General features: G+C 69.5%; 14 protein-coding genes. 9 read left to right on the top strand and 5 right to left on the bottom strand.

Translation table 11 applies throughout. The features are described 5' to 3' along the window. Positions 1–148 precede the first annotated feature (148 nt). Entirely contained in the window at positions 149–1,054 is a 906-nt protein-coding gene (locus BLR95_RS00140; protein WP_092613911.1) for a branched-chain amino acid aminotransferase, read from the top strand. A 116-nt stretch (positions 1,055–1,170) separates the two neighbouring features. On the opposite strand, the gene BLR95_RS00135 is transcribed toward BLR95_RS00140, so the two are convergent. Further along, entirely contained in the window at positions 1,171–1,437 is a 267-nt protein-coding gene (locus BLR95_RS00135) for a hypothetical protein (RefSeq protein ID WP_092613910.1), read from the bottom strand. Between the two features lie 368 nt (positions 1,438–1,805). On the opposite strand from BLR95_RS00135, the gene BLR95_RS00130 reads away from it, so the two are divergent. The 4 genes from BLR95_RS00130 (at position 1,806) to BLR95_RS00115 (ending at position 4,947) form a co-directional block, all read left to right on the top strand. Further along, positions 1,806–2,564: an ATP-binding cassette domain-containing protein gene (locus BLR95_RS00130; RefSeq protein ID WP_092613909.1), complete on the top strand. Its 759-nt coding sequence runs from the start codon at positions 1,806–1,808 to the stop codon at positions 2,562–2,564. An 89-nt stretch (positions 2,565–2,653) separates the two neighbouring features. Beyond that, positions 2,654–3,415 carry an ABC transporter substrate-binding protein gene (locus BLR95_RS00125; protein ID WP_092613908.1) on the top strand — a complete coding sequence of 254 codons (762 nt, stop codon included), beginning with the start codon at positions 2,654–2,656 and terminating at the stop codon, positions 3,413–3,415. Between the two features lie 66 nt (positions 3,416–3,481). After that, positions 3,482–4,183, top strand: coding sequence for an ABC transporter permease (locus BLR95_RS00120; RefSeq protein WP_092613907.1), 702 nt, complete (start codon positions 3,482–3,484; stop codon positions 4,181–4,183). Positions 4,184–4,194: 11 nt separating this feature from the next. After that, positions 4,195–4,947 (top strand): ABC transporter permease, encoded by a 753-nt coding sequence (locus BLR95_RS00115; protein ID WP_092613906.1) that lies wholly within the window; start codon positions 4,195–4,197, stop codon positions 4,945–4,947. Positions 4,948–5,036: 89 nt separating this feature from the next. On the opposite strand, the gene malQ is transcribed toward BLR95_RS00115, so the two are convergent. Next, complete coding sequence (malQ, locus tag BLR95_RS00110) at positions 5,037–7,151, bottom strand: 4-alpha-glucanotransferase (RefSeq protein ID WP_143130896.1); 2,115 nt, start codon at positions 7,149–7,151, stop codon at positions 5,037–5,039. Between the two features lie 100 nt (positions 7,152–7,251). After that, positions 7,252–8,421 carry a dual-specificity RNA methyltransferase RlmN gene (gene rlmN / locus BLR95_RS00105; RefSeq protein ID WP_092613904.1) on the bottom strand — a complete coding sequence of 390 codons (1,170 nt, stop codon included), beginning with the start codon at positions 8,419–8,421 and terminating at the stop codon, positions 7,252–7,254. A gap of 434 nt (positions 8,422–8,855) precedes the next feature. On the opposite strand from rlmN, the gene BLR95_RS00100 reads away from it, so the two are divergent. Next, complete coding sequence (locus BLR95_RS00100) at positions 8,856–9,725, top strand: OmpA family protein (RefSeq protein WP_092613903.1); 870 nt, start codon at positions 8,856–8,858, stop codon at positions 9,723–9,725. Between the two features lie 105 nt (positions 9,726–9,830). Here BLR95_RS00100 and BLR95_RS00095 read toward each other — a convergent pair whose 3' ends face one another. Beyond that, positions 9,831–10,955: a helix-turn-helix transcriptional regulator gene (locus BLR95_RS00095; RefSeq protein WP_092613902.1), complete on the bottom strand. Its 1,125-nt coding sequence runs from the start codon at positions 10,953–10,955 to the stop codon at positions 9,831–9,833. A 482-nt stretch (positions 10,956–11,437) separates the two neighbouring features. After that, entirely contained in the window at positions 11,438–12,844 is a 1,407-nt protein-coding gene (locus BLR95_RS00090) for a TolC family outer membrane protein (RefSeq protein WP_092613901.1), read from the bottom strand. Between the two features lie 593 nt (positions 12,845–13,437). On the opposite strand from BLR95_RS00090, the gene BLR95_RS00085 reads away from it, so the two are divergent. Genes BLR95_RS00085 through BLR95_RS00075 form a run of 3 tightly spaced genes read left to right on the top strand, consistent with a single transcriptional unit; the run spans position 13,438 to position 18,095 of the window. Beyond that, a complete protein-coding gene (locus tag BLR95_RS00085; RefSeq protein ID WP_092613900.1) occupies positions 13,438–16,008 on the top strand; it encodes a type I secretion system permease/ATPase in 2,571 nt (856 codons plus the stop codon). After that, a complete protein-coding gene (locus BLR95_RS00080) occupies positions 16,008–17,330 on the top strand; it encodes an HlyD family type I secretion periplasmic adaptor subunit (protein ID WP_092613899.1) in 1,323 nt (440 codons plus the stop codon). The genes BLR95_RS00085 and BLR95_RS00080 overlap by 1 nt, the downstream gene beginning before the upstream one ends. Positions 17,331–17,333: 3 nt before the next feature. Next, the gene (locus tag BLR95_RS00075) at positions 17,334–18,095 is read left to right on the top strand and encodes a hypothetical protein (RefSeq protein ID WP_092613898.1); all 762 of its coding nucleotides are present in this window, start codon (positions 17,334–17,336) and stop codon (positions 18,093–18,095) included. Positions 18,096–18,111: the final 16 nt, after the last annotated feature.

Here is an 18,111-nt window from a genome sequence, read left to right as displayed (position 1 = left end):
TCAGCACTATTGACATATCGCGCCTCACGATGTTACGCAACCCCTCGGTGGCCAGACACAATCTGACCTCGGTCGGACGGTATACGCAGCAATCCGACAATTCCCGAACCATTCCTTTCCAAGACGATCAAAACAAGGCGACAAGACCATGGCTTCCATCCCCTTCGACCAGCGCGACGGCGTCATCTGGTACAACGGCCGGCTCTGCCCGTGGGCCGAGACCAAGATTCACGTGCTCAGCCACGGGCTGCACTACGCCTCGTCCGTATTCGAGGGGGAGCGGGTCTACGGTGGCACGGTCTACAAGCTCAGGGAACACACCGAGCGGCTGATCTATTCGGCCAACGTGCTGGGCTTTTCGCTGCCCTACAGCGCCGATCAGATCGACGCCGCCCACGCCGAGGTGCTGGCCGCCAGCGGCATCACCGACGGCTACGTGCGCCCGGTGGCCTGGCGGGGCAGCGAGATGATGGGCGTTTCGGCCCAGCAGAATTCGATCCATCTGGCCATCGCCGCCTGGGAATGGCCGTCCTACTTCTCGCCCGAGGCCCGCATGGCCGGCATCCGGCTTCGCATCAGCGACTGGCGGCGCCCCGACCCGCGCACCGCGCCGGTGCACGCCAAGGCGGCCGGGCTGTACATGATCTGCACCCTGTCCAAGCACAAGGCCGAGTCGGAAGGCTACCACGACGCCCTGATGCTGGACTGGCGCGGTCAGGTGGCCGAGGCCACCGGGGCCAACATCTTCCTGCTCATCGACGGCAAGCTGCACACCCCGAAGCCCGACTGCTTCCTCGACGGCATCACCCGGCGCACGGTGATCGGGCTGGCCAGGGCGCGCGGCCTTGAGGTGATCGAGCGGGCCATCCTGCCCGAGGAGTTCGCCCAGGCCGACGAGGTGTTCCTGACCGGCACCGCCGCCGAGGTGACCCCGGTCGGCGAGATCGGCCCCTACAAGTTCACCCCGGGGCAGGTCTGTCAGGCCATGATCGCCGACTACGACGCCGAGGTGCGCCGCCCGGTGGCCACCCCCAGCACCGCCGCCGTGGCCTGATCGCCGGGGGTCGGCCCAGACCCCGAACCCGGCGCCCACACACAACGACGGCCTGACTCCCGGGTGGGTGTCAGGCCGTTCTGGTGTCGGCCCCCTGGTCGGTTACCGCGCCACGGCTACTCGGCGACGCTGAGCGCCCCGCCCTGGATCACCGCCTTCTGGCCCTCCATGACCAGAACCGGTTCGCTGTCCTCGGTCATCTGGAAGGTGCAGATGTCGCACACCCCGGCCTTGGTTTCGCCGGCGGCGACGGTCACCTCGGTGGTCTCGCCCAGAATGTCCATCAGGACGGTGTGATCACTGCCATCCTGGTTGACCAGATCGGCCGCCAAGGCTGGCGTCCCGGTCAGGGCAACGGCAGCCACGAAAGCAACGATGCGCATGGATCGACTCTCCCGTGAAATCGCCGCCGGCCGGACGACGCCCGAACGGGCGGGGAACCGGCCGAACGGCCGTTTGCGGGGCGGATGAAGGTGCCCCGAACAAATAGTATGCGCGATTGCCGGCGCTTTCGGTAGCCTTTCACACCAAAATCGGCCCCGGGGCTGGCCGCATGGCCCGCGCGCCGCCCCGGGGTGTGTCATTTCCATGGTTCAAATCCTTGCCCGAATGGGTCTAAGATCGCTCCCCCGGCGCCACGCGGCCGGGCAAGATCGATGAACCGGGTTCGATACCCGGTTCGTTTTGTAGCCAGCAGACGATTCCCAGGGGGAGGCCGGTGACCGGCAGGGACGCCAACGGCGGGGCGCCGATGCTCAGCGCCCGTGACATCCGCAAGCGATTTGGCGAGGTCGAGGTCCTGAAAGGGGTTTCGGTGGACGCCCACCCGGGCGATGTGATCACCATCCTGGGGGCGTCCGGCTCGGGCAAGAGCACCTTCCTGCGCTGCCTCAACTTCCTCGAGACACCGACCGGCGGCTCGGTGATGCTGCACGGCGAGCCGATCGTCACCAGACCGGACGGCGAGGGCAACCACCAGCCCCGCGACCGCCGCCAGTTGCGCCGCCTGCGGGCCCGCGTCGGCTTCGTCTTCCAGCAGTTCAACCTGTGGCCCCACATGACAGTGCTGGGCAACGTGGCCGAGGGGCCGCGCCAGGTGCTGAAGACCTCGCGCGCCGAGGCCGAGGCCCGCGCCCTGGCCCTGCTCGAAAAGGTCGGCCTGGCCGAGCGGGCCAACTTCTATCCGGCCCATCTGTCCGGTGGCCAGCAGCAGCGCGCCGCCATCGCCCGCACCCTGGCCATGGACCCCGAGCTGATCCTCTTCGACGAGCCGACCAGCGCGCTCGATCCCGAGCTGGTCGGCGAGGTGCTGGAGGTCATCCGGGGCCTGGCCCGCGAGGGCCGGACCATGCTCATCGTCACCCACGAAATGGGCTTCGCCCGCGAGGTGGCGACCCGCACCATGTTCCTGCACGAGGGCCTGGTGGAGGAGGACGGCGACCCCGAAGCCCTGTTCACCCAGCCCGAAAGCGAACGGCTGCGCCAGTTCCTGCGCCGCCACCTGTCGTGAAGCTCCCCGGCCCGGCCGGGCCGGGCGTTTCCCCCACCTCCCCGCCCGGGGAGGTATTTGCCAGACAACAACGGAAGGTTGATCCGCCCATGACACGCCTCAAGACCCTTCTGTCGGCCGCCCTGCTCGTTGCCGGGGGCCTTGCCCTGACCGCCGCCCCGGCCACCGCCGACCCCCTGCGCATCGGCACCGAGGGCGCCTACCCGCCGTTCAACGAGGTCAACGAGAACGGCGAGCTGATTGGCTTCGACATCGACATCGCCAAGGCCCTGTGCGCCGAGATGGCGGTCGAATGCACCTTCGTGAAGCAGGACTGGGACGGCATCATCCCCGGCCTGCTGGCCAAGAAGTACGACGCCATCATCGCCTCCATGTCGATCACCGAGGAGCGCGAGAAGACCGTCGACTTCACCGAGCGCTACTACACCAACAAGCTCCAGTTCATCGGCCCCAAGGGCGCCGACCTGACCATCACCGCCGAGGGCATGGCCGGCAAGACCATCGGCGCCCAGCGGGCCACCGTCTCGGCCAAGTGGGCCGAGGAGAACATGCCCGGGGTCGACATCAAGCTGTACGACACCCAGGAGAACGCCTACCTCGACCTGGAGGCCGGGCGGCTCGACGCCATCATCGCCGACCAGCTGGTGAACTATGAGTGGCTGAACAGCGAGGCCGGCGCCGACTTCGAGTTCAAGGGCGAGCCGGTGTTCGAGAACGACCTGATCGGCATCGCCGTGCGCGAGGGCGAGGACGAGCTGCGCGAGAATCTCAACGCCGCCATCAAGGCCATCGTCGAGGACGGCACCTACGCCGAGATCAACCAGCGCTACTTCCCGTTCAGCATCTACTGAACGGCGCTTTCTGACCACTCACCCCCGGGCGGTCGGCCGCCCGGGGATGCCCTGTTCGGACCCGCCATGCCCGACTTCCAAGGCTTCGAGAACCAGTTGCTGGCCGGCACCTGGATGACGCTTCGGCTGGCCTTCGCCACCCTGCCGCTGGGCATCGCCCTCGGCCTGATGGGGGCGGCGGCGCGGCTGTCGCGCTTGAAGGTGCTGCGCGGCCTGGGCACGGCCTATGTGGAGGTGTTCCGGGGCCTGCCCGAGCTGCTGGTGGTGCTGACCATCTACTTCGGCGCCTCGGTGGTGTTGATGGGGCTGGCCAAGCGGCTGTTCGACTATGACGGCTACATCGAGCTCTCCCCCTTCATCGCCGGCACGCTGGCCCTGGCGCTGACCTTCGGGGCCTACGCCACCGAGGTCTTCCGGGGCGCCTTCCAGGCCATCCCCAAGGGCCAGGCCGAGGCGGCGCTGGCCCTTGGCATGTCGCGCGGCCAGGTGTTCCGCCGGGTCACCCTGCCGCAGACCTGGCGCCTCGCCCTGCCCGGGCTGGGCAACCTGTTCCTGATCATGATGAAGGACACCGCCCTGGTCTCGGTGATCGGGCTCGAGGAGCTGATGCGCAAGACCCAGTTCGCGGTCGGCCAGACCAAGGAGCCGTTCACCTTCTACCTGTCGGCGGCGCTAATCTACCTGACCCTGACCGTGGTCGCCATGGCCCTGCTGCACCTGATGGAACGGCGCGCCAACCGGGGCCTTTTGCCCCGCCGGGCCGGCTGAGGGGGAGACGCATGGACGGCTTTGGCTGGGACATCATCCTTCAGTCGCTGCCCAAGCTGCTGGAGGGCCTGTGGGTGACTGCCCAGCTGGTCCTGGTCAGCGGGCTGTTCGGCCTGCTGCTGGCCCTGCCGCTGGGCATCGCGCGCTCCTCGCCGCGCCCCTGGGTGCGGGCCCTGCCCTTCGGCTACATCTTCTTCTTCCGGGGCACCCCGCTGCTCGTCCAGCTGTTCCTGATCTACTACGGCCTGGCCCAGTTCGAGGCGATCCGCCAGGGACCCCTGTGGTACCTGCTGCGCGAGCCCTACGTCTGCGCCCTGCTCACCTTCTCGCTGCACACCGCCGCCTACATCGCCGAGATTCTGCGCGGTGCCCTGCAGGCGGTGCCGCCGGGCGAGGTGGAGGCGGCGCGGGCCATCGGCATGGGCCGCTGGCTGACCCTGCGGCGGGTCCTGCTGCCCCGGGCGGCGCAGATCGGCCTGCCGGCCTACGGCAACGAGGTGATCCTGATGGTCAAGGGCTCGGCCCTGGCTTCGACCATCACCCTGCTCGACCTGACCGGCATGGCGCGCACCCTGATCGCCGGCAACTACCGGGCGGTGGAGATGTTCCTCGCCGCCGGGGTGCTCTATCTGATCTTCAACTGGGTCCTTCAGCGGCTGTTCCGGCTGGCCGAGCGGGCCATGAACCGCCATCTGAGGGAGCCGCCCCGGCTGGTTCAGCAACCGGTGCCACGGGTGCCAAGCGGCCTCGACCCGCCTCTCTAAGAGCAGATCGTGCCCAATCTGAATCGCCAAGCGATTCAGATTGGGCACGTGAATCTGCTCTCGATTCAAGGATTCAGAGCACGTCGCGGTTATCTGGGGTCACAAAGAGACCCCAGATAACCGCGACGTGCTCTAAGCGCCTCGGCGACGGCCTGGAAACGCGCATCGTCGGCCCATTCCTCCACCGGCACGGCCAGCCGACGCCGCCAGTTGGGATAGGCGTCGACGGTGGCCGGCATGTTCACCTGGGCCACCTGCCCGATCACGTCCTCCGGCTGGATCATCACCAGTCGCGCCGGGGTGCGCCCCAGGAACCCGGCCACCGCCGCCGCCAGCCCCTCGGGCAGCGGGCCTTCGGGGTCGGTCGCCGGATCGAGCAGCCCGGCGGCGGTCAGCGCGGCGACCAGTTGCCGGCGGTCCTCGGCCCGCTGCGGCCCGGCGGCGGCGGCCGCCGCGTCGGTCGGATACAGGCCCAGCTCGCGCCGGCTGGCCACGTCATGGCCGGTCCAGAAGCCGGCCAGGGTGGCCTGATCGTGGGTCCCGGCGGCCACCGCCGCCTCGGCCGGATAGCTCTCGGGTGGCAGGTAGCTCCGCCCCTGGCCGCGCTCGCGGTGCAGGATGCGGTAGGACAGGGTGCCGCGCGCCATCGCCGCCTCGCGGAAATCGTCGGGGATGGTGCCCAGGTCCTCGGCGATCACCGCGCAGTGGGCGCGCTGGCTTTCCAGGGCGATGATGCCCAGCAGGTCGGCCAGCGGATAGGCCACATAGCCGCCCTCGCCGGGCGGCAGATCGAGCGGTCGCCAGAACAACCGGGTCAACTGGAAGGCATGGTCGATGCGCAGCGCCCCGGCGTGGCGCATGACGGCGCGCAGGGTGTCGATGAAGGGCTGGTAGGCGGCGGCCTTGAGAGCCCTCGGATGGAACGGCGCCACCCCCCAATCCTGACCCAGGGGATTGCGCAGGTCGGGCGGGCAGCCGGCCGAGATGTCCTGGGCCAGCAGGTCGCGGAAAACCCAGGAATCCACCCCGTCCCGGTCGACCCCCACGGCGAGGTCGGCGTACAGGCCAAGGCGCAGTCCGCCGGCCTGGGCGCGGGTGGCGCAGGCGGCCAGTTGGCGGTCGGCCTCGAACTGCAGCCAGGCATGGAAGGTCACCCGCCGGGCGTGACTCTGGGCCAGGGAGCGCACGGCCGGGCCGCGCGGATCACGGTAGGCAGCCGGCCACTGCTGCCAGGCCGGCGGCAGGCCGCGGTCCTCGAACAGCTCCGACAGCACCTGGAAACGGGCGAAATCCTCCAGCGCCGCGCCCCGTTCGGACCGGAAGGCGGCGAAGGCCCGGCCGCGCGGCGTCTCCTGGTCGAGATGGCGGGTGGCGAAGGCCTCGAACAGGGCCTCGAGCACGTCCAGGCGGTGCCTGGCCACGCCCCGGTTGTCGATCAGCGCCGCCACATCGCGCCGCCGGGGCGGACCGCTTTGGTTGGGCAGCGGCGTGATCGGCAGGCCATCGGACTCCGGCACCAACTCGACGGCGATGTAGAGCGGGTTGAGAAAACGCCGCGACGACGGGGCATAGGGCGAGCGTCGCTCGGGGCGGGTCGGGAACAGGGCGTGCAGCGGATTGAGCCCCACCGTGTCCGCCCCCAGGCTGGCGGCGGCGTCGATCGCCCCCTGAAGGGAGTGGAAATCGCCCATGCCCCCCCCGCGAATGTCGCGCAGCGCATGGACCTGGACCGCCAGCCCCCAGATGCGCGCCGCGTCCAGGGCCGCCGGCCAATGGCAACGCGGCGGCACGACGATCAGCCGGGTCTCGGCGGCCAGCCCCGGGGCGCGCAGGCGCAGCCGGTGGTAACCGGGAGCCGGCGGCACCAGCCCCGGCGCCGCCGGGTCCAGGGGGTGTTCGCTGTGCGAGCCGTCCTCATGCGTGATCTCGGCGACCAGCGGCCCCTTGATGCAGACCACCGGCAGCGGGCACGGCGCCGCCCCGGCGGTCCACACCAGAACCGGCGGCAGCGGGCCGCTTTCCTCGGCCTTCAGGCGCTCCAACGCCGCCCGCGCCTCGGCCGGGGTGTCGACCGGCGCCCCCAGGCTGGCCGCCAGACGACGGCGCACCGAAGCCGGGGTGGTCACCCAATGGCCGGCGGCATGGCGGTAGCCGGCGGCGATGCCCAGGTGGTCGAACAATCCCTGAAATGCGGAATCCGGCACGGAGGCCCCCTCCGATGCAATGGCGAATGAATCGCCAATAGGTATACCCGCCTCATCCTTAAAGTAGAAGCCTTTAGGCGTTAAACTCGGCAGACGGGAATCAGGCGGAGGGACCCTGGTACTCCGGATGCCAGGGCTGCTGGTGGCGCGGCACCCGCTGGCTGTCGGAGCGCAACTGCCCGCAGGCGGCCAGGATGTCCTGGCCGCGCGGCTGGCGGACCGGGGCCGAATAGCCCATGTCGTTGAGGATGTTGGAGAACTTCATCACCCGGTTGCCCGAGGGCGGCTCGAAGCCGGAGCCGGGCCAGGGGTTGAAGGGGATCAGGTTGAACTTGCAGGGAATGCCGGCGACCAGCCGACCCAGGGCGCGGGCATCGTCGTCGCCGTCGTTGATGCCTTTCAGCAGGATGTACTCGAAGGTGATGCGCCGGGCATTGGACAGCCCGGGATAGCTCCGGCAGGCGGCCATCAGCTCGGCCAGCGGATACTTCTTGTTGATCGGCATCAGGCGGTCGCGCACCTCGTCGGTGTGGGCGTGCAGCGAGACGGCCAGATTGATCCCCAGTTCGGCCCCGGCGCGGTGGATCAGCGGCACCACCCCGGCGGTCGACAGGGTGATGCGCCGCTTGCCCAGCGACAGCCCCTCGTCGTCCATGATGATGCGCACCGCCTGGGCCACGTTGTCGTAGTTGAACAGCGGCTCGCCCATGCCCATCAGCACCACGTTGGACAGCATCCGCGTGGCGTCGGTGGGGCTCGGCCACTCGCCATAGGAATCGCGCGCCACCATGAACTGGCCGACGATCTCGCCCGGCGTCAGGTTGCGCACCAGAAGCTGGGTCCCGGTGTGACAGAACTTGCAGGTCAGGGTGCAGCCCACCTGCGAGGAAATGCACACCGCGCCCCGGTCGTCCTCGGGAATGTACACGGCCTCGGCCTGTTGGCCGTCGGCGAAGTCCAGAAGCCACTTGCGGGTGCCGTCGGTCGAGGTCTGCTGGCGGGCGATGGCCGGGCGCTCCAGCGTGTAGCGCGCCTCCAGCCGCTGCCGCAGATCCTTCGACAGATCGCTCATGTCGGCGAAGCTGCGCGCCCCGCGATGGTAGATCCACTGCCAAAGTTGACGCGCCCGGAAGGGCTTTTCACCCATCTCGGCCAGCATCCCTTGCAGCCCGGTCCGGTCGATGCCGATCAGCGATGGCCGCGCCTCATCGGCCCCGGCCGGCGACGGTGCGTGAAACGTATCGAGAGAATCATTTGAAACGGCGCACATGCCCCCCCATATATGCTCATGATCGCATTTCGGCAAACGCCGTTTCCCGGACTCCATCGGGGGCCGGGACAGACGGCGGGCCGGTGGCGATCCCGAGATGTCGATGCGTCGGCCGGGGGACTTTTCCCAACGCCCGGTTCGCCTTATTCTTTAAGGCATCGGGCCCGGCCGGAAGTGGGGGCACTTCCAAGAGGATCGGCCCCCAGCGTTGCAACCGACATTTCCACGCTGATCGCGTGCCTCGCGGGGCGCCGCTCGGTGTGACGAGGATCACTGTGTTGGGGAGGGTCGCTAGCTCATCTAACCCGGAACTGGCCGGCGCCGTCATCAGGCACGGCCCTGGCCCGGAACCACCCCGCCCACCTTAACCGGCCCCCGTGACCCTATCGGGCGATTGGACTGGACCTCAGTTTATCACTCAGGAGAGGACCCACATGACCATTTCCTTTAAGAAACCGCTGATCGCCGCGGCCTCGGTGCTGGCGGTGGCGGCCTGCGCCGACAAGTGGGACGTCGAAGGCACCCGCCAGATGGACGTCGCCGGGGGCATGTTCAACAGCGCCCTGCACCAGGAATACGTCGATCTGGCGTCCATGGAATCGGCGGAAGGCGACTGGGACGACACCGCCTACTTCCTGGACAAGGCCAAGATGGCCGCGGCCGGCCAGAAGGTGGCGCCCGACGCCGTGATGTCGCGCGATACCCCGCCCCACGCCATGGCCGAGCTGACCGCCGCCCGTCAGGACCTGATGGCCGCCCTGGTCAAGGGTGCCCGCGACGCCAACCCGAAGATGGCCGCCAAGGCGCAGGCTGGCTTCGACTGCTGGCTGCAGGAGCAGGAAGAGGACTTCCAGCCGGAAGACATCGAAGCCTGCAAGCAGAACTTCATGATCGCCATGAACGCCCTGAAGCCGCAGCCGGCAACTCCGGAACCGGCCCCCGAGCCGGCCCCGATCCCGGCCATGCCGCTGCCGGCGCCGTTCGTCGTCTACTTCGACTTCGACAGCGCCCAGTTGGATGAGATGGCCCAGGCCGTGCTCAACGACGTCTCCTCGGCCTACGCCGACTTCCGTGGCATCGTCGTCACCGTGGTCGGCCACACCGACACCTCGGGCGCCGACGCCTACAACGTCAACCTGTCGCAGCGGCGGGCCGAGAACGTCTCGCGCGCCCTGGCCGACATGGGCGTGCCGATGAGCGTGCAGTCGCTGGAAGCCTACGGTGAAAGCCGCCTCAAGGTGCCGACGGACGACGGCGTGCGCGAGCGTCTGAACCGTCGCGTGGAAATCTCCTTCTCGCGCTAAGCCGGAAGCGATCCAGACCCGAAACCAGGAGGGGCCCGCCAATCGGCGGGCCCCTTTTCTGTCTGCCGGGACGCGCCGCCCGGAAGCGGCCCGGCGGCCCGCCCGTCAGATGCTGAAGGCACCGCTGTCCGGCGGCGCCTCGCCCGCCACCGTGGCGGCGCCGACCACCGCCGGGCCGGTCAGGATCAGCTTGACCAGCTCGGACTGGCGACGCACGCCGGTCTTGCGGAAGACGGTCTTGAGCTGGCTGCGCAGGGTGTGCGGCGACACCTTCTGCTCGTCGGCCAGATCCTCCAGCCGGCGGCCCTGGACCAGTCCGTTGACCAGCCGGGCCTCGGCGCCGCTCAGCCCATAAAGGGCGGACAGGCGGCCCTCGGTGATGCGGCCCAGGCTGTCCGGGTCGGAGACGAACAGCGCGACGCCCTGCCCCGGGCGCCCGGCCGGCACGACGATCACCGAGAGCGGCGTTTCGCTGTCGGGCCGCTCCAGGGTCAGCGCCCCTTCCCCATCCCCGGCGCCCTCGGCCACCGCGCGGATGATCCCGCTCAGACGCCGGCTGTCGGCGCTGGTGGCGGCGCGCAGGATGCCCCCGGCATCCAGCGTCAGGGCGTCGCCGGTGTCGAGCAGCCGACGGGCCGGGGTGTTGGCGTGGATCATGGTGCCGTTGGCGCGGGCCAGGATCAGGGCCAGGGGCAGGCGATCGACCAGGGTCAGGGCCTCGCTGGCCTGATTGGCCCCCGGCGGCGCCACCGGCGCGGCATGCGATCCGGCCGGCTGGTTGGCCAGCATCGACTGCTGGCGGACCCGGGCCCGGGCCACGGCCTGCCACAGCTCTTCCGGCCCGCTCGACGACGCGGCCAGCACCTCCATGGCGCCGTGACGCAGCAGCTCCAGTTCGCTGGCCACATCGAGTCGGTCGGCGACCACCACCACCGGGGCGGCGACGCGCCGTCGGGCCGCCATGACCAGGGTCGGATCGTCGGCCACCAGCACCGTGGCGATGAACGTTTCGTCGGGCGCCGCTTCCACGGTGCGCACCAGATAGACCGAAACCGGCGCCTGGCTGCCGGCCAGACGCAGCGCGGTGGCGGTCGCCGCGGCGGGGGCAACGACCAGACAGCGGCTGGCCGAGGCGGCCTTGTCACCACCGCGCGGCTTGGCCGGGCGCGGCGTTGCCGGTTTCCCGGAGGTCGCGGGAGTGGCCTGGATTGTGCTGTCCGTTTCGCTCATATCGACGCCACGCCCCGATCAGCTGGACCCGTATTGGCGGGAGTCGGCGCACCCGGACCAAGCCCTGGGCCCGCCGGGCCCTGTGCCTGAACCACGTCCGCCGGCGTCGAGCCACAAGCGGCCCCGACCCGATGCGGCCCCCGAGGCTTCCGCCTCACGCCTGCCGTGGGGCGGCGCGAGAACCGCCTCTTTGTCGGCCCTTGATGTTACCCCAACGGGTCGGGCGTGGAAACCATCAGGCGATGGATTAATCGCGCAAAATCAAGAAACTAGAAATTCGCCACCGGACAACGGCCGCGCCTTTGCGGAGTCGTCGCGAGATGTCGCGGCCACAGCCCCGCCACACCACCATTAGCAGGCCGCGCCAAGCCAGGGCGCCGATCAGCAAAAAAGAACGGCCGGCGGAACCCCCCGCCGGCCGTCCATGTCGCGTCGATTGTCTCGCCCACCGTCGGCATCCATGGCCGACGGATCGCTGGAAATCAGTTCGTCGACATCTCCATCTCGGCATCGGCGCTGACCGCCTCGCCGGGCTGGTAGTTCGGCGTCACGCCGGCGTCCTGGCGGGCCCCGGTGGCGCCCTCGGCCGGAATGTCGAGGTTCATGATCTCGGCCAGCTGGCCGGTGGTGGCGAGCACCCGGAAGGCGGCGAACTGGGCCACGTATTCCGAGCTGATCAGGTTGGTGCGCGACAGGAACAGCTCGTTCTCGCCGTCCAGCAGGTCGAGCAGGTCACGCTGCCCGATGTCGAACTCCTGGCGGTAGGTCTGCACCACCTGCGAGTTGGAGATGACCTGCTCGTTCAGGGCCTCGACGCGGCGCAGGGCCATTTCGAAGGCGTTCCAGGAGACCCGGGTCTCCTCGGCGGCGGCGCGCTCCTGATCCATGGTCACGGCGCGGGCCTCGCCGATGCGGTGGGCCAGCTCGGTGCGGCGGTTGGTGTCGATGAAGCCGCGGAAGACGTTCCAGGTCATGTTCAGCATGACCGAGATGTCGTGGTTCTTGCCGTGGACGCCGTCGATGTTGTGGTTGCGGGTGGTCTGGGCGTCCAGGGTGAAGGTCGGGTAGTAGTTGCCGGCGGCCTCGCGGTGCACGGCGATGGCCTCGTCCAGCTCGGCGGCCGAGGCGGCCACGGTCGGGCTGTCCTTGACGGCGGTGCTGACCGCCTCGCCAACCGAGTCGGGCAGCTGGTCGGCCAGATCGGGGGCGGCGACCAGTTCCTCGGGCTCGGCCCCGACGACGCGGATGAAACGGGCCTTGGCGTCGTTCAGGTCACGCTCGGCCTCGATCAGGGCGTCGCGGGCGGCGGCCAGACGGGACAGCGCCTGCTGGGCGTCACCGACACCGGTCTGACCGGCATCGACCCGCTCCTGCACCTGATCCAGGGTCTGCTCGTGGACCGCCACGTTGTCCTGGGCCAATTCGACCAGATCCTGGTTGCGCAGCACGTCGAGGTAGACCTCGGTGGCGTCCAGGGCCAGGAAGTCGGCCCGCTCCTGCACGCGCAGGGCGGCGGCGTCGAGGCGGGCGGCGCGCTGCTCGATCTTGGCCTCGCGGGCGAAGCCGTCGAACAGCAACTGGCTCAGGGAGGCCTGGAATTCCTTCCGCTTCAGGTTCTGGCGGTTGAGGGTGGTGTTGTCGGTCCACTCCCAGCCCATGCCGGCGCTCAGGTCCAGGCTCGGCCAGTACAGGCCGCGACCCTGCTTCAGTTCGTATTCCTGGGCCCGGCGGTTTTCCTGGGCGGCCATCATCTGCGGGTTGGTGGCAACCGCGAGTTGGGCCGCCTCTTCCAGACTCATGGCCGAGGCCGGGGTGCCGGCGGTCATCATCAGCCCACCCGTCAGGCCGGCGATCACGGCCAGGCTGGCGCTCGTCTTCCACAGTCGCATGCGTGCGGTCCCCTTTGTTGATACGTGCTGCCCCGTCACGCGTCATCGGGACAGGAGCCGAGTCTAGATGGTGTGTGGCGGCCCGCCAGAGCAACAGGACCTTGGGATACCGCACCGGAACCGCACCGGGATCATCCGAAAAAAAGCCTGGCCGACACCGCCCCCACCGATCACCACGCTGACCGAACGGTAAAGGACGCATAAAAAATGTCGCCAAACCCTTCCCGGAACCCTGGCCTGCTGCCCCGAACAGGCACACCAAGAGGACAGGCCTCTGAATAGGGCGAGTAGAGCCGAAAGCCCTGTCCCGGTCAAGCAACCCTGGGAAAAACACCGCCGCCGTGGCGAAACGGCAACACCCTCTTTTCAACCACGGCGCCCGACTCTTAAATCACACACCCACCATCAACAACCCGTCACGCGAGCGCCCTTGCCGGGAGCCGGCCGCCACGGCTAATCTTGGCCGCGAGCTTTCCTGGCCACTGGCCGCGTTCCGACCGCCCGAGGGGGCCGGCACGGCAGGCTGGTCGACCGTCCCTTCCCGGGACCACAAACCCCGGGACACCAACGCATTTGAGGCATGGGAGACTTCGATGGCGGAAGCCCGAACCGGCGACCCCGCGCCCGACGCCGCCCCCCCCGGTGGTGCCTCCGGCAATGCCACCGGTGGTGCCCCCGACGGCGCGGCCCCTTCTCCGGGCGCTCCCTCCGCCGAGGCCGAGCCCGCGCCAACCTGGGGCGTCAGGCCCAGCCAGCTCAGGCCGGAGGCCAGCGACCCCCTGCTCGGCGCCCTGATGGGGCTGTGCGCCCTGCATGGGCGGCCACGCTCGGCTGCCTCGCTGACCAGCGGCCTGCCCCTGGTCGACAACCGCCTGACCCCCGACCTGTTCCCGCGCGCCGCCGCCCGGGCCCGCCTGAGCGCCCGTCTGGTGCGCCGCAAGCTGGCCGACATCCCGGAAGCCCTGCTGCCGGCGGTGCTGCTGCTGAAGGGGCGCTCGGCCTGCGTGCTGATGCGCCGCCGCGGCTCCGGGCGCTACGAGGTGCAGTTCCCGGAAACCGGGACCGGCTCCGACCTGCTCGATGCCGGCGAGCTTGAGAAGCTCTACGAGGGCTACGCCTTCCTGTCGCGCCCGGAAACCGAGCATCGCGACGAGGCGCTCTACCGGAAGGTCGAGTCGCGCGGCAACTGGTTCTGGTCCACCCTGATGCGCTTCGGCGGCGTCTACTCGCACGTCATCGTGGCCGCCATCATGGTCAACCTGTTCGCCCTGGCCGGGCCGATGTTCACCATGAACGTCTACGACCGGGTGGTGCCCAACCAGGCCCTGGAAACCCTGTGGGTGTTGGCCAGCGGCATCGCCATCGTCTACTGCTTCGACTTCCTGCTCAGGCTTCTCAGGGCCTATCTGGTCGACCACGCCGGCAAGCGGGCCGACGTGATGATGTCGGCCATCATCTTCGAGCAGGCGATGAACATCAACATGGGGGCCCGCCCCCAGTCCTCGGGCGCCTTTGCCAACAAGCTGAAGGAGTTCGAGTCGGTCCGCGACTTCTTCACCTCGGCCACGGTCACCGCCCTGGTCGACCTGCCGTTCATCTTCCTGTTCATCTTCATCATCTACATGCTGGCCGGCCCGGCCGCCTACGTGCCCATGGTGGCGGTGCCGGTGGTCATCATCGGCGGCCTGCTGCTGCAATTGCCGCTGCGCAAGGCGGTGGAGAAGAACAACGAGGACAGCGCCCGCAAGCACGGCGTGCTGGTCGAGGTGCTCTCGGCGCTCGACACCGTGAAAAGCCTCGGCGCCGAGGGCCGCATGCAGCGCGACTGGGAGCAGTTCGTCGGCGATTCGGCCAAGCTCGGGGCCCGGGTGAAGTTCCTCTCCGGGGTCGGCATCCACTTCTCGTCGTTCGTCCAGCAGTTCGTCACCGTCGGCGTGGTGATCGTCGGCGTCTACCAGATCGCCAACAACGAGATGACCATGGGGGCGCTGATCGCCTCCTCCATCCTGACCGGCCGGGTGATGGCCCCGCTGGCCCAGGTGGCCGGCCTTTTGGCCCGCCTGCACCACGCCTTCTCGGCCAGGAAGTCGATCAACGAGATCATGGCCCTGCCGGTCGACCGGCCGGCCGGCAAGCAGTTCCTGTCGCGCCCGGTGCTGACCGGCGAGATCGAGTTCCAGAACGTCACCTTCGCCTATCCGGGCAGCCAGACGCCGTCCCTCAAGGACGTCAGCTTCCGCATCGCCCCGGGCGAGCGGGTGGCCATCATGGGGCCGATCGGCTTCGGCAAGTCGACCCTGTCGCGCCTGATGGCCCGTCTCTACGACCCCTCGGAAGGGTCGGTGCTGGTCGACGGCACCGACCTGCAACAGCTCGACCCGGCCGACATCCGCCGCTCGCTGGGCGTCGTGCTGCAGGACACCATCCTGTTCCACGGCAGCGTGCGCGACAACATCGCCATGGGCGCCCCGGAAGCCGACGACGAGATGATCCTGAAAGCCGCCGAGCTGGCCGGCGTGCACGAGTTCATCAGCCGCCACCCGATGGGCTACGACCTGCAGGTGGGCGAGCGCGGCGGCATGCTTTCCGGCGGCCAGCGGCAAAGCATCGCCCTGGCCCGCGCCCTGCTGCCCGACCCGCCGATCCTTCTGCTCGACGAGCCGACCAGCATGATGGACATGCCGGCCGAACAGGCCTTCGTGCGGCGCATGGAAACCGCCATGCGGGGCAAGACCATCGTGCTCATCACCCACCGGCCGTCGCTGCTCAAGCTGGTCGACCGGCTGATCGTCATCTCGCGCGGCGCGGTGGTCGCCGACGGGCCGGTCAACGAGGTGCTGAAGGCGGCCGAGCAACCGCGCAAGCCGGCTCCCGGCGGCGCCGGCAAGCCCGCCCCCACCCAGAACGGCCACCTCGCCGCCGAGTTGGCGGGCCGGACCAGCGGCCCCGCTCCCCAGCCCAAGCCGGTGAAAAGCGACTCGCCAGCCGCCGCCAACCCGTCGCCCCCGGCCGCGCCGACCGGTCCCGCCCAGCGTCCGACGGCGGCGCCCGCCCAGCGCCCACCAGCCGACCCGCAAGGGCTGGAAGGGGGCCGTAGACTGCGCAACATTTTCCGTTCCGGCGGCGACTCGGCCGACGGCTCGGGCAGCAAGGGAGCCTCCTGATGGCCGCCAACTGGCGCGACGGCGAGTTCGCCACCCCCCGGGTGCGGGCCGAAATCCAGGGCGCCAACCCGGTCGCCTACATGATCCTGTTCGCGGTGGTGCTGTTCGTCATCGCCGCCGTCGTCTGGGCCAAGTACACGGTGATCGACGAGGTGACCCGCGGCGAGGGCAAGGTGATCCCCTCCTCGCAGATTCAGGTGGTGCAGAACCTGGAAGGCGGCATCGTCAAGGAACTGAGGATCGGCGAGGGCGATCTGGTCGAGAAGGATCAGGTGCTGCTGGTCCTCGACGACACCTCGTTCTCCTCGGACCTTGGCGAGATCCAGTCCAACGCCCTGTCGCTGAAGGCCAAGATCGCCCGCCTGCAGGCCGAGGTCGAGGACCGCGAGCTGAGCTTCCCGCCCGAGGTGACGGCCGAGGCCGCCTCGACCGCCCAGGACGAACGCGAGTTGATGCAGGCCCGCCGGCAGAGCCTGGAGTCGCAGGTTTCCATCCTCGAGGGGCAGGCCGCCCAGCGGCGCCAGGAACTGGCCGAGTTGCGCGGCAAGATCGAGCAGGCGCGCTCCAGCCTGAGCCTGCTGCAGGAGGAAATCTCCATCACCCGGCCGCTGGTCCAGAACGGGGTGGTGCCCAAGATCAACCTTCTGCGCCTGGAGCGCGAGGCCAACGACCTGGAAGGCGAGATCCAGGCCTCGCGGCTGGCCATCCCGCGCGCCGAGGCGGCGCTGCGCGAGGCCACCGAGCGCATCGAGGAAAAGTACCTGGCCTTCCGCAGCGAGGCGCAGACCGAGCTCAATCAGGCCCGCGCGGAGTTGGCGGCCATCGAGGAACGCCTGCGCGGGGCCAGCGACCGGGTGCGCCGCACCGACATCCGCTCGCCGGTCAACGGCGTGGTGAAGACCCTGCACGTGCGCACCATCGGCGGCGTCATCCGACCGGGCATGGACATCGTCGAGGTGGTGCCGCTGGACGACACGCTCTTGGTCGAGGCCAAGATCCGCCCGGCCGACATCGGCTTCCTGCGCCCCGGGCAAACCGCCACGGTGAAGTTCACGGCCTATGACTTCTCCATCTACGGCGGCCTGGAGGGCACCGTGGAACGCATCAGCGCCGACACCATCACCGAGGAGGAAACCCAGGAAAGCTTCTATCAGGTGGTGGTGCGCACCAAGAACAACAGCCTGGAGCGCAACGGCAAGGTGCTGCCGCTGATGCCGGGCATGGTCGCCTCGGTCGACATCCTGACCGGCAAGCGCTCCATCCTCGACTACATCCTGAAGCCGATCCTGAAGGCCAAGTCCAACGCCCTGACGGAGCGCTGAGCGATGGTCCGGTCCCGCCTCGCGCGCCGCCTTTCTGCCCGGCCCCGCCTCGCGCGCCGCCTTGGCGCCCCGCTCGCCGCCGTCATCCTGGTGCTGGCCGCGCCGGCGGCCCAGGCCGCCCCGGCCCGGCCGGACATCCTGGGCAGCGTCGCCATCCCGGCCGACACCCTGGCCGCCCTGCCCCTGTGGCGGCGCGCCCTGGCTGATCAGGCCAACTGGCTGGCCGACCTGAAGGGCTGCCTGGGGCGCGGCGAGGCCGAGTGCGCCAGCCTGCCCGAGAAGGTCTGGCTGGCCCGCATCGAGGGGCTGGCCACCCTGCCGGCGGCGGAAAAGGCCTCGGCCGCCAATCTGCTGGTCAACCAGTTGCTCGGCGAGTCGCCTCCCGACCCCGCCGCGCCGGACCCCGCCACGCCGGCCGCCCCGGCCGCCCCGGCCGCCGACGCGCCCTGGCCGACCCTGGGCGACCTGCTCGGGGCGCACCGCCAGCCGGCCGGCGATCTGGCCCTGGCCCTGGCCAAGTACCACACCCTGCGCGCCGCCGGCGTGCCGGCGGTCGACGTCCGGGTGGTCGCCACCCACCCCACCCTGGGCGGTGGCGGCCACTTCCTGGCCGTCACCCGGGTCGACGGCGACTGGCAGCTGCTCGGCTCGGCCGGCGGGCTGCTCGAACCGGCTGGCCGTTCGTCGCTGTTCGCGCCGCTGTACTCGTTCAACGAGACCACCCGCTGGGTCCATTTCCCGGCCCGCCTGGCCGAGCACCCCTGACCTCGCCCCGGACCAC

Source organism: Roseospirillum parvum (assembly GCF_900100455.1).
In the GTDB taxonomy this organism is placed as follows: Bacteria; Pseudomonadota; Alphaproteobacteria; order Rhodospirillales; family Rhodospirillaceae; genus Roseospirillum; species Roseospirillum parvum.
The sequence above is the reverse complement of the archived record's forward strand: the minus strand, read 5'-3'. Positions and strand labels throughout refer to the sequence as shown.

What these genes read in the sequence shown, in the direction of transcription:
- BLR95_RS00140 (WP_092613911.1), top strand. Translation starts at nt 149, where the DNA reads ATGGCTTCCATCCCCTTCGACCAGCGCGACGGCGTCATCTGGTACAAC.
- BLR95_RS00135 (WP_092613910.1), bottom strand. Translation starts at nt 1,437, where the DNA reads ATGCGCATCGTTGCTTTCGTGGCTGCCGTTGCCCTGACCGGGACGCCA.
- BLR95_RS00130 (WP_092613909.1), top strand. Translation starts at nt 1,806, where the DNA reads ATGCTCAGCGCCCGTGACATCCGCAAGCGATTTGGCGAGGTCGAGGTC.
- BLR95_RS00125 (WP_092613908.1), top strand. Translation starts at nt 2,654, where the DNA reads ATGACACGCCTCAAGACCCTTCTGTCGGCCGCCCTGCTCGTTGCCGGG.
- BLR95_RS00120 (WP_092613907.1), top strand. Translation starts at nt 3,482, where the DNA reads ATGCCCGACTTCCAAGGCTTCGAGAACCAGTTGCTGGCCGGCACCTGG.
- BLR95_RS00115 (WP_092613906.1), top strand. Translation starts at nt 4,195, where the DNA reads ATGGACGGCTTTGGCTGGGACATCATCCTTCAGTCGCTGCCCAAGCTG.
- rlmN (WP_092613904.1), bottom strand. Translation starts at nt 8,421, where the DNA reads ATGTGCGCCGTTTCAAATGATTCTCTCGATACGTTTCACGCACCGTCG.
- BLR95_RS00100 (WP_092613903.1), top strand. Translation starts at nt 8,856, where the DNA reads ATGACCATTTCCTTTAAGAAACCGCTGATCGCCGCGGCCTCGGTGCTG.
- BLR95_RS00095 (WP_092613902.1), bottom strand. Translation starts at nt 10,955, where the DNA reads ATGAGCGAAACGGACAGCACAATCCAGGCCACTCCCGCGACCTCCGGG.
- BLR95_RS00090 (WP_092613901.1), bottom strand. Translation starts at nt 12,844, where the DNA reads ATGCGACTGTGGAAGACGAGCGCCAGCCTGGCCGTGATCGCCGGCCTG.
- BLR95_RS00085 (WP_092613900.1), top strand. Translation starts at nt 13,438, where the DNA reads ATGGCGGAAGCCCGAACCGGCGACCCCGCGCCCGACGCCGCCCCCCCC.
- BLR95_RS00080 (WP_092613899.1), top strand. Translation starts at nt 16,008, where the DNA reads ATGGCCGCCAACTGGCGCGACGGCGAGTTCGCCACCCCCCGGGTGCGG.
- BLR95_RS00075 (WP_092613898.1), top strand. Translation starts at nt 17,334, where the DNA reads ATGGTCCGGTCCCGCCTCGCGCGCCGCCTTTCTGCCCGGCCCCGCCTC.